We start from the raw sequence: 12,346 nt of genomic DNA, 5'->3' as shown, positions 1-12,346 counted from the left end.
GCTCAAGTGCGCCGCCACCGGCCAGACCGGGCAAGGCGAATTGAAATGGCGCCTGGACGCTGCGATGACCGAACAGTTGCACGGCTTTGCCCGTCAGCAGAAAGTCACCCTCAACACGCTCGTGCAGGCCGCCTGGCTGTTGCTGTTGCAGCGCTACACCGGCCACGACAGCGTGGCATTCGGGGCTACGGTCGCGGGCCGGCCTACGCAATTGCAGGGCATCGAGCAGCAGATCGGCCTGTTCATCAATACCCTGCCGGTGGTCGCGCGGCCCGAGCCGCAGCTGGCGCTGGCCGGTTGGTTACAGACCGTACAAGGCATCAACCTGGCACTTCGGGACCACGAACACAGTGCGCTGAGTGATGTGCAGCGCTGGGCCGGGCAGGGCGGCGATGGAGTGTTCGATACCCTGCTGGTATTCGAAAACTACCCTGTGTCCGAGGCGCTGCAGCAAGGCGGCGTCAGTGACCTGCACTTTGGTGACGTGCACAGCCATGAGCAGAACAACTACCCACTGACCCTGAGCGTCAGCACCGGGGCCGACCTGTTGTTGCATTACAGCTATGACGCGGCGCAGTTCAGTGCCGAACGCATGGCCCAGGTTGCAGGCCACCTGGCCCATCTACTGGCGCAGATGGCGAACGGCTCGCCCCAGCGCTGCCTGGGTGAGCTGAAGCTGTTCGAAGAGGGGCGCCAGCGCGCCCCGGTGCAGGATTGGGGCATGGCCGCCGGTCAATACCCAAGCCTGGCCCCTGCCCATGTGCTGTTCGAGCAGCAGGCCCAGCGCGTTCCGCACCGCACTGCGCTGATCACTGAAACCACCGAACTGACTTACGCCCAGCTCAACGCGGCGGCCAACCGCCTGGCCCACCGGCTGATCGCCCAGGGCGTGGGCCCGGACGTGCTGGTCGGCATCGCCGTCGAGCGCGATGCGCCGATGGTCATCGCCTTGCTGGCCGTGCTCAAGGCAGGCGGCGGCTACGTGCCGCTCGATCCGAAATTCCCCCGCGAGCGCTTGCAGCAGATGGTCGAGGACAGCCGCATCGCGCTGCTGTTGACCCAGTCGCACTTGCGCCACGCGCTGGCGCTGGACGCGCAGGTGCAGTGCCTGCTGCTGGATACGCCTGAGGACGGCAGCGGCGCCGACAGCGACCCGCTCAACCGCGTGCACGCCGACAACCTGGCCTACGTGATCTTCACCTCCGGCTCGACCGGCCGGCCGAAGGGCGTAGCCATCAGCCATGGTGCCTTGACCCGCCACGCCTTCGTGGCCCAGTGGTATTCCGATATCCACGCATCCGACTGCGTGTTGCAATTCGCCACGTTCAACTTCGACGCCTTCGTCGAGCAGCTTTACGCCCCGCTGGTCTGCGGTGCCACCGTGATGCTGCGGGGCAACGAAATCTGGGACAGCGAGACGTTCTACCAGCGGGTGCTGGCCCACGGCATCAGCGTGGCCGACCTGCCGACCGCGTACTGGAACCTGCTGGCCACCCAGTTTGCCAGCGTAGGGCCACGCGACTACGGGCAGCTGCGCCAGATTCATGCGGGCGGCGAAGCCATGCCGCCTGAAGGCATGGCCGCCTGGCACAAGGCCGGGCTGGGCCATGTGCGCCTGCTCAACACCTACGGCCCGACCGAAACCACGGTCACTTCCACCACGCTCGACTGCACCCCGTACGTGCTGGGCGAACAACCCGTGCCTCACACCTTGCCGATCGGCACGGCTTTGCCAGGGCGGGACATCTACCTGCTGGACGACGCCGGGCAGCCGGTGCCGACCGGTGTCGTGGGTGAGCTGGTGATCGGTGGCCAGTTGCTGGCGCGCGGCTATTTCGGCCGCAGTGCGCTGACCGCCGAGCGTTTCCTGCCCGACCCGTTCGGCGGCAACGGCGGGCGCTTGTACCGCACGGGCGACCTGGCGCGCTACCGTGCCGATGGCGTGATCGAATACGTCGGCCGGGTGGACCATCAGGTGAAGATCCGTGGCTTTCGTATCGAGCTGGGCGAGATCGAGACTTGCCTGCTGGCGCAGGCCGGTGTCAGCGAGGCGCTGGTCATGGCGCAGCCTGGCCCGAACGGGCCGCAACTGGTCGCTTACCTGGTTGCAGATGCAAACGTGCAGACGCTGCGCGAAGCGCTCAAGGCGAGCCTGCCGGACTACATGGTCCCCGCCCATCTCATGCTGCTCGACCACATGCCGCTGAGCCCGAGCGGCAAGATCGACCGCAAGGCACTGCCGCTGCCCGAGGCCTCCAGTAACCAGGCATTTATCGCCCCCCAGCGCCCGCTCGAACAGCAACTGGCGCGTATCTGGCAAGACGTGCTGAAGCTTGAGCGGGTCGGGGTGGACGACAACTTCTTCGAGCTGGGCGGTGACTCGATCATCTCCATCCAGGTGGTCAGCCGAGCCCGTCAGCAGGGGCTGCACTTCACGCCCAAGGAGCTGTTCCAGCACCAGACCCTGCGCGCCCTGGCCAAGGTCGTGCGCACTGGCGACAGCGCCGTGCACATCGACCAGGGTACCGTCCTCGGCGGCATGCCCCTGCTGCCGGTGCAGCACAGCTTCTTCAGTGAAGCCATTGCCCAGCGTCACCACTGGAACCAGTCAGTGCTGCTGGTACCACGCACCGCGCTTGAGGGCGTTGCACTGGAGCAGGCATTGCAGGCCCTTGTGCAGCATCACGATGCGTTGCGGCTTACCTTCAGCGAAAGTGAGCAAGGCTGGCAAGCCGAACATGGCGAGCGTGTGATGGCGCTGCTGTGGCAGCGCGAGGTGGCCGATGCCCAGGCGCTCACCGCCCTGTGCGACGATGCCCAGCGTAGCCTGGACCTGGCCCAGGGCCCGCTGCTGCGCGCGGTGTTGGCCACCCTGGCCGATGGCAGCCAGCGCTTGCTGCTGGTGATCCATCACCTGGTGGTCGATGGCGTGTCGTGGCGCATTCTGTTCGAGGACCTGCAACAGGCCTACGCACAATGCCTGGCCGGGCAGCCCGCGAAACTGCCGAGCAAGACCACGGCCTACCAGGCCTGGGCCCATAAGCTTGAGGCGCATGCCCACAGCCCGGCGCTGCTGGGCCAGAAGGACTATTGGCTGGCGCAACTGCGTGGTCAACGCACAGACCTGCCGGGCGCCAAGGCCGATGCGGGCATGCAGGGGCACCACGCCCATACTGTGCAGACCCGCCTGGACGCCCAGCAAACCCGTCGCCTGTTACAGCAGGCGCCTGCGGCCTACCGCACCCAGGTCAACGACTTGCTGCTGACCGCCTTGGCCCGTGTGATCTGCCAGTGGACGGGCGAACAGGCCGCGCTGATCCAGTTGGAAGGCCATGGCCGCGAGGAGCTGTTCGACGACGTCGACCTCACCCGTACCGTGGGCTGGTTCACCAGCCTGTTCCCGGTGAAGTTGCCCGTGTCGACCGACCTTGGCGATACGCTTCGCCAGGTCAAGGAACACCTGCGCGGCATCCCTGACAAGGGTATCGGCTATGGTGTGCTGCGCTACCTGGGGGACGCTGCCACACGCGAGGCCCTGGCGGCCCTGGCGACGCCGCGTATCACCTTCAACTACCTGGGCCAATTCGACGGCAGTTTTGCCGACGACGATGACGCCTTGTTCACCCCGGCTACCGAAAAGCGCGGCCGTGAGCAAAGCCCAGATGCCCCATTGGACAATTGGCTGGTGCTCAACGGGCGCGTGTACGACGGTTGCCTAAGCCTGGACTGGACGTTCAGCGCCGAGCAGTTCGAGGTGCAGACCATCGAGGACTTAGCCGATGCCTACGGCGCACAACTGCAAGCGCTGATCGAACACTGCCTGGCGCCTGACGCGGGCGGCGTGACGCCGTCCGATTTCCCCCTGGCCAGTCTTGACCAGGCGCAACTGGACCAGCTTGCGGTGCCTGCGGCCAACCTTGAGGACATCTACCCGCTGTCCCCGATGCAGCAGGGCATGTTGTTCCACAGCCTCTACGAACAGGGAAGTGGCGATTACCTGAACCAGATGCGTCTGGACATCGGTGGGCTCGACCCGCAGCGATTCCGCAGTGCCTGGCAGGCCACCCTCGATGCCCACGCCATTCTGCGCACCGGGTTCAACTGGCAGTTCGAGCAGGCCGTGCAGGTGGTCATGAATCGGGTCGAGCTGCCGTTCCGCCTGCTGGACCTGCGCGACGAAACCTCTGCGCAAGCAACCCTTGATGCCCTGGCGCAAAGCGAACTGCAACGTGGCTTCGAGCTTCACACCGCGCCGTTGCTCAGGCTGGTACTTGCACAGACCGACGTGCAGGACTATCACCTGATCTACACCAGCCACCATATCCTGATGGACGGCTGGAGCACCTCGCAGCTTCTGGGCGAAGTGCTCCAGCGCTATGCCGGTCACCCGGTCACCCAAGGGCCTACGCAGTACCGCGACTACATCGGCTGGTTGCTGCGTCAGGACCGTCAGGCCAGCGAGGCGTTCTGGCGCGATCAACTGGCCTGCCTGCCGGCACCGACCCTGCTGGCACAAGCCTTGAAGCCGGCAACGCGCAGCTCAGGTCAATACGATCATTTCCACCGGCTGGACGAACATCACACCCAGCGTCTGAACGCCTTTGCGCGGCGCCACAAGGTCACCCTCAACACCGTCATCCAGGCGGCCTGGCTGTTGCTGCTGCAACGCTACACCGGGCACGACGGCGTCGTGTTCGGGGCCACCGTGGCCGGGCGCCCGGCGGCGATCAGCGGTGTGGAGCAGCAGATCGGCCTGTTCATCAACACCTTGCCGGTAGTGGCCAGCCCCCAGGTAGATCAGCCGCTGCAGGCGTGGCTGCATGCGCTTGTGCAACTGAACCTGGCACTGCGCGAGCAGGAGCACACCCCGCTCTTCGATATCCAGCGCTGGGCCGGGCAGGGCGGTGAAGCGCTGTTCGACAACATCCTGGTGTTCGAGAACTATCCGGTTTCCGAGGCGCTGCAAGCAGCGCCCGTGGACCTGCGCTTTGGCAGCATCGACAACCATGAGCAGAGCAACTACCCGCTGACCGTCAGCGTAAACGCCGGGTCCACCGTGCTGCTGCACTTCACCTATGCGGGCGAGGCGTTCGATGCGCCGGGTATCGCGGGCATCAGTGACAACCTGGCCCACTTGCTCCTGCAAATGGTCGAGGGGCCCGACGGGCTTTGCCTGGGCGATCTGACCCTGCTGGACGACGGGCGCCAGCGCGCCCCGGTGCAGGATTGGGGCATGGCCGCCGGTCAATATCCAAGCCTGGCCCCTGCACATGTGCTGTTCGAGCAGCAGGCCCAGCGCGTTCCGCACCACATTGCGCTGATCACTGAAACCACCGAGCTGACCTACGCCCAGCTCAACGCGGCGGCCAACCGCCTGGCCCACCGCCTGATCGCCCAGGGCGTGGGCCCGGACGTGCTGGTCGGCATCGCCGTCGAGCGCGATGCGCCGATGGTCATCGCCTTGCTAGCCGTGCTCAAGGCAGGCGGCGGCTACGTGCCGCTCGATCCGAAATTCCCCCGCGAGCGCTTGCAGCAGATGGTCGAGGACAGCCGCATCGCGCTGCTGTTGACCCAGTCGCACTTGCGCCAAGCGCTGGCGCTGGACGCGCAGGTGCAGTGCCTGCTGCTGGATACGCCTGAGGACGGCAGCGGCGCTGACAGCGACCCGCTCAACCGCGTGCACGCCGACAACCTGGCCTACGTGATCTTCACCTCCGGCTCGACCGGCCGGCCGAAGGGCGTAGCCATCAGCCATGGTGCCTTGACCCGCCACGCCTTCGTGGCCCAGTGGTATTCCGATATCCACGCATCCGACTGCGTCCTGCAATTTGCCACGTTCAACTTCGACGCCTTCGTCGAGCAGCTGTACGCCCCGCTGGTCTGCGGTGCCACCGTGATGCTGCGGGGCAACGAAATCTGGGACAGCGAGACGTTCTACCAGCGTGTGCTGGCCCACGGCATCAGCGTGGCCGACCTGCCGACCGCGTACTGGAACCTGCTGGCCACCCAGTTTGCCAGCGTAGGGCCACGCGACTACGGGCAGCTGCGCCAGATTCATGCGGGCGGCGAAGCCATGCCGCCTGAAGGCATGGCCGCCTGGCACAAGGCCGGGCTGGGCCGCGTGCGCCTGCTCAACACCTACGGCCCGACCGAAACCACGGTCACTTCCACCACGCTCGACTGCACCCCGTACGTGCTGGGCGAACAACCCGTGCCTCACACCTTGCCGATCGGCACGGCTTTGCCAGGGCGGGACGTCTACCTGCTGGACGACGCCGGGCAGCCGGTGCCGACCGGTGTCGTGGGTGAGCTGGTGATCGGTGGCCAGTTGCTGGCGCGCGGCTATTTCGGCCGCAGTGCGCTGACCGCCGAGCGCTTCCTGCCCGACCCGTTCGGCGGCAACGGCGGGCGCTTGTACCGCACGGGCGACCTGGCGCGCTACCGTGCCGATGGCGTGATCGAATACGTCGGCCGGGTGGACCATCAGGTGAAGATCCGTGGCTTCCGTATCGAGCTGGGCGAGATCGAGACTTGCCTGCTGGCGCAGGCCGGTGTCAGCGAGGCGCTGGTCATGGCGCAGCCTGGCCCCAATGGGCCGCAACTGGTGGGCTACGTGGTCACGCAGGTGGCTGCGGTCACGCTGCGCGATGCCCTGAAAGCGAGCCTGCCGGACTACATGGTGCCGGCGCACCTGGTGGTGCTCGACAGCCTGCCATTGAGCCCGAGCGGCAAGATCGACCGCAAGGCGCTGCCGCTACCCGAGGCCGCTAGCCGCCATGCCTTCGCCGCCCCGCAGACAGCGCTCGAACAGCAGTTGGCCACAGTCTGGCAAGACGTGCTGAAGCTTGAGCGGGTCGGGGTGGACGACAACTTCTTCGAGCTGGGCGGTGACTCGATCATCTCCATTCAGGTGGTCAGCCGAGCGCGGCAACTGGGGCTGCACCTGACCCCGAAAGCGTTGTTCCAGCACCAGACCCTCCGGGCCTTGGCCCAAGTCGTTGGCACGGCAGACACAGCTCTGCAGATCGACCAAGGTGCGGTCACCGGCAGCACGCCGTTGCTCCCTGTGCAACACAGCTTCTTCAGTGAGGCCATTGCCCAGCGTCACCACTGGAACCAGTCGGTGTTGCTGGTGCCGAGCGCGCCGCTTCAAGGGGCTGCGCTGGAGCAGGCGTTGCAGGCGTTGGTGCACCACCACGATGCCCTGCGCCTGCGCTTCAGTGAAGGCGAGCAGGGTTGGCAGGCCTGCCACGGCGGCAGTGCCCAGGCGCTGCTGTGGCAACGCGAGGTGACCGATGCCCAGGCACTCACCGCCCTGTGCGACGATGCCCAGCGTAGCCTGGACCTGGCCCAGGGCCCGCTGCTGCGCGCGGTGTTGGCCACCCTGGCCGATGGCAGTCAGCGCTTGCTGCTGGCGATCCATCATCTGGTGGTCGATGGCGTGTCGTGGCGCATTCTGTTCGAGGACCTGCAACAGGCTTACCAGCAGTGCCTGACCGGGCAGCCGCTCAGCCTGCCGGCCAAGACCAGCGCTTACAAGGCCTGGGCTGAACGCCTGCAAGCCCACGCCCGAAGCGAAACCCTATGCCAGCAACTGGCCTACTGGCAGGCCCAACTGCAGGGCTTTGCCCAGACGTTGCCTGGCGAAGATGCCCAAGGCAGCCAGCAGGTGGGTGACGCCCACACCGTGCAGGTTGAACTGGATCCAGCGCTGACCCGACAACTGCTTCAGCAGGCCCCGGCCGCTTACCGCACCCAAGTCAATGACCTGCTGCTGACCGCCCTGGCGCGGGTGATCTGCCAATGGACGGGCGAGCAGGCGGCATTGATCGAGTTGGAAGGCCACGGCCGCGAGACGCTGTTCGACGACGTCGACCTCACCCGTACCGTGGGCTGGTTCACCAGCCTGTTCCCAGTGAAACTGCCGGTGGCGGGGCCAGTGGGGGACACCATCAAGCAGGTCAAGGAGCACCTGCGTGCCATCCCGGACAAGGGCCTTGGCTTTGGAGTGCTGCGTTATCTAGGCGATGCGGCCACCCGCCAGGCATTGGCCACCCTGGCGCAGCCACGCATCACCTTCAACTACCTGGGCCAGTTCGACGCCAGCGCCGCACGTGAGGACGACGCGCTGTTCGCCCCGGCTGCGGAGAGCGGTGGGCGCCAGGTCAGTGATCAGGCGCCGCTGGGCAATGCCTTGACCATCAACGGGCAGGTGTTCGAGGGCGCCCTGAAGCTGGACTTCACCTTCAGCCGCCAGCGGTTCGCCGCGTGCACCATCGAGGAACTGGCCCAGGCCTATGTGGGCGAGCTACGTGCGGTCGTTGAACACTGCCTGGCCTTGGAGCACCCCTGCCTGACCCCGTCCGACTTCCCGCTCGCAGGGCTGAGCCAGGCGCAGCTGGACCGCTTGCCGGTGCCGGCCGGGGCTGTCGAAGACCTGTACCCGCTGTCGCCGATGCAACAGGGCATCCTGTTCCATACCCTCGAAGCCGCCCAACAGGGGCTGTACGTCAGCCAAACCAGCGTGCAGGTACAAGGGCTGGACAACGCGCGCTTCATTGCGGCCTGGCAGCACATGGTCGATCGCCATGAAATCCTGCGCACTGGGTTCTGGACCGAAAGCCACCTCAGCGAGCCGTTGCAATGGGTGGCCAAGCGTGCCGAACTGCGTGTGCGCGAGCTCGACTGGCGGAATCGCCCGGTCAGCGCCGCCGACCTGCAACGCCTGGCCGAGCAGGACTACGCCCGCGGCTTCGACCTGCTGCAGCCGCCCTTGATGGGCCTGACCCTGGTGCGCCTGGACGAGCAGCGCCAGCAACTGATCTGGAGCAGCCACCACATCCTCATGGACGGCTGGAGCCACTCACGCCTGCTTGGCGAGGTGTTCGCCGTGTACGCTGGGCAAGCACTGCCCGGCAAGCGCGGCAGCTACCGCGACTACATTGGCTGGCTGGCCGCCCAGCCCCAGGCGCAGATGGAGCACTTCTGGAAAGACAAGCTGGCCGGGCTGGAAGGGCCCACCCTGCTGGCCACCGGGTTGCATCCAGCGCCCGTCGCCGAGGCCGACGGCTACGACGCCCTGTACCTGAACTGGGACGCCGCGCAAACCCGGCAACTGCGTGATCAGGCCCAGCGCCTGCGGGTCACGCCCAACACGCTGATCCAGGCGGCGTGGTTGCTGCTGCTGCAACGCTACACCGGGCAATCGCGCGTGTGCTTCGGCGCAACCGTTGCCGGTCGTCCGGCAAACCTGCCGGGTGCTGAAGACATGCTGGGCCTGTTCATCAACACGCTGCCGATCATCCAGGCACCTGCGCCCGAACAGCCGGTGGGCCAGTGGTTGCAGGCCCTGCAGGACTACAACGTGCAGGTGCGTGACTACGAGCACGTCTCTCTGGCCGATGTGCAGCGTTGGTCCGGGCAAAGCGGGCAGGCGCTGTTCGACAGCATCGTGGTGTTCGAGAACTATCCCCTGGACGAGCGCCTGCAAGACGCCGGTGAAGACGGCTTGCGCTTCGGCGCCAGCGAAGGCCGCGACGTGACCAACTATGCCATGGACCTCGCCGTGCACCTGGATGACACCTTGAGCATCGAGTTCCTTTACTGGCGCAGCCGCTTCAGCCCCGTCGCCTGCCAAGGCATCCGGCGCAGCTTCGAGCGCTTGCTTCAAGCGCTGCTGGGCGACCCACTGGCAGCCATCGGCAGCCTGCCCATGCTCGATGCCGACGCTGAACGCCAGCAAGCCCAGGCCAACCGGCTGGTCGCCAACCCGACCCGCACGCCGCTGCTGCAGCGTATCGTCGGGCATGTGCAGGCCCGTGGTCAGCAGGTGGCGGTCAGCTGCGCCGGGCGGTCCCTGACGTATGCCGAACTTGAGGCGCGCGCCAACCGCCTGGCCGTGGCCCTGATCGAGGCCGGTGCTGCCCCGGAGGTGCGTGTCGGGGTGGCGCTGGAGCGCTCGGTGGACATGATCGTAGCCTTCTATGCGGTGCTCAAGACCGGCGCTGCCTATGTGCCTGTCGATATCGACTACCCACGCGAGCGGGTGCAGTGGATCATCGAGGACTCGGCCATGCGACTGCTCATCAGCCAGGCCAGCGTCAGTGACCGTTTGCCAAGCGCCGAAGGGGTCGACACCCTCCTGCTCGAATCGCTTGCGCCGGTACAGGCGCAGGTCGCCTTGCCGGCGGTCGCGATCGACGAGGACAACCTGGCGTACCTGATCTACACCTCCGGTTCGCTTGGCAAGCCCAAAGGCGTTGCAGTCGCCCGCGGGCCGCTGGCCATGCATTGCCAGGCCATCATCGAGCGCTATGGGATGAGTGAGGCGACCCGCGAGTTGCTGTTCATGTCGTTCGCCTTCGATGGCGCCCAGGAGCGCTGGCTGTCCACCCTGGCGGCCGGTGGTCAGCTGGTGGTGCGCGACAACCGTCTGTGGACGCCCGAGGAAACCTGGCAGGTGCTGCATGAGCAGGCCATCACCATCGCCTGTTTCCCGCCTGCGTACCTGCAACAGTTGGCCGAATACGGCCAGGCCTTCGACAACCCGCCACCGGTGCAGATCTACTGCTTTGGCGGCGACGCCGTGGCCGATGCCAATTTCGAGTTGGTCAAGCGCACCCTGCGCCCAAGGCTGCTGACCAATGGCTACGGCCCTACCGAAACCGTGGTCACGCCGTTGCTGTGGGTGGTCGATACCGACCAGCGCTGCGAGGCGGCCTATGCGCCGATTGGCACACGGGTGGGCGAGCGTACCCTGCACATTCTCGATGCCGGCCTGAACCCATTGCCCGATGGCGTACCGGGTGAGTTGTACATTGGCGGGGAGGGGCTTGCGCGGGGCTACCATGCGCGGCCAGGCCTGACCGCCGAGCGTTTCGTCGCCGACCCCAGTGGCAGTGGCGCGCGCCTGTACCGCACCGGCGACCTGGTGCGCCGCCGCGCAGACGGGGTGATCGACTTCCTTGGTCGCCTGGATCATCAGGTGAAGATCCGGGGCTTTCGCATCGAGCTGGGCGAAATCGAGGCCCGCTTGCGCAGTCAACCCCAGGTGCGCGATGCGGTCGTCGTGGCCCGTGACACCGAAGGCGGCAAGCAACTGATCGGCTATGTGGCCACCAGCAGCCCGGCGCTGCAAGGCGAGGCGCTGCGTATGGCGTTGCAACAGGGCTTGCCCGACTACATGGTGCCCAGCCAGATCCTGGTGCTGGAACACCTGCCGCTGAGCCCCAACGGCAAGGTCGACCGCAAGGCGCTGCCAGACCCGTCCTTCAAGGGCCGCGAGTACGTGGCACCGCGCAACGCCCTCGAAGCGGGCCTTGTCGCGATCTGGCAAGAGGTGCTGGAGCTGGAGCAGGTCGGGGTGACGGACAACTTCTTCGAGCTGGGCGGCGATTCCTTGCGCACCCTGAAGGTGTTGTCCAAGGTGCGCAATCAACCGGCGCTGGGCGTTGAGCTGAAGCTGCGTGACATGATGAGCAAACCCACCATCGCCGAGTTGTCCGGTTATGTGGATGACGCCGTGGCAGTGCCGTCACCGCTGCTGCCGCTCAACGGCCCGGTCGCGCAATGCGAGCCCCTGTTCTGCCTGCACGCAGGGTTCGGCACCGTGTTCGACTATGAGCCCCTGGCGCGGCGGCTGGACGGAGTGCGCCAGGTCATCGGCGTGCAGTGCCGCATGCTGCTGGACAAGCACTGGCAGGACAGCTCGCTGGAAGCCATGGCCCAGGACTACGCAGGGTTCATCCGCGAACAGCAACCACAAGGGCCGTACAACTTGCTGGGCTGGTCGCTGGGCGGGCCGCTGGCGCTGCTGGTCGCCCGTGTGCTGGAAGGGCAGGGCCACTGCGTGCACTTCGTTGGGCTGGTGGACAGCTTCGTGCCCGGTGACCACGGCCCAGAGGACGACCTGACCGAAGAGCTGCGCAACTTCCTGTCGATCATCCTGGACCAGCCGCCCGAAAGCCTGCCGACGTTCGACCTGTCTACGGATGGCTCCCACCTGGCCCTCGAAACCCTGGTAGCGCAGGTGCAGGCCCACGTGCTGGGCAGCGGTGATTCACCGCGCTTTGCTGCCGAGGAACTGGTGCATGCCTTTAAGGTGGCGCTGCGCCTCAAGGCACTGTCGCGACGCCTGGCGCCGCTGCCCGCCATCGAGTGCCCGGCCAGCTTCTGGTGGGCAGAGGAGGGGTACGGCGCTCCGGCCCACGCCTATCAACGGCGGTTCAGCCAGGACGACGCAACGCTCATCCAGGCATCGCACTTCGACATCCTCAAGCAGCCCCAGGTGTTGCGCGAGGTGTGCCAGTGCCTGGACGCGATCACCGAAACCCAGGGGCGCGCGTGA

General features: G+C 66.4%; 1 protein-coding gene (running past one end of the window). It reads left to right on the top strand.

All coding sequences use genetic code 11. The features are described 5' to 3' along the window. Nucleotides 1–12,346: the 3' portion of a non-ribosomal peptide synthetase gene (locus CWR53_RS14710; protein ID WP_100851937.1), read on the top strand. Its footprint begins 5,342 nt before the window's first position; only the last 12,346 of its 17,688 coding nucleotides appear in the window; its start codon lies beyond the left edge, outside the window; it ends in the stop codon at nt 12,344–12,346.

Origin of the sequence: Pseudomonas sp. SGAir0191, from assembly GCF_002812565.2 — a bacterium.
Lineage (GTDB): Bacteria > Pseudomonadota > Gammaproteobacteria > Pseudomonadales > Pseudomonadaceae > Aquipseudomonas > Aquipseudomonas parafulva_B.
Note: the sequence above shows the minus strand (reverse complement) of the source record. Positions and strands in the feature narration are given on the sequence as shown.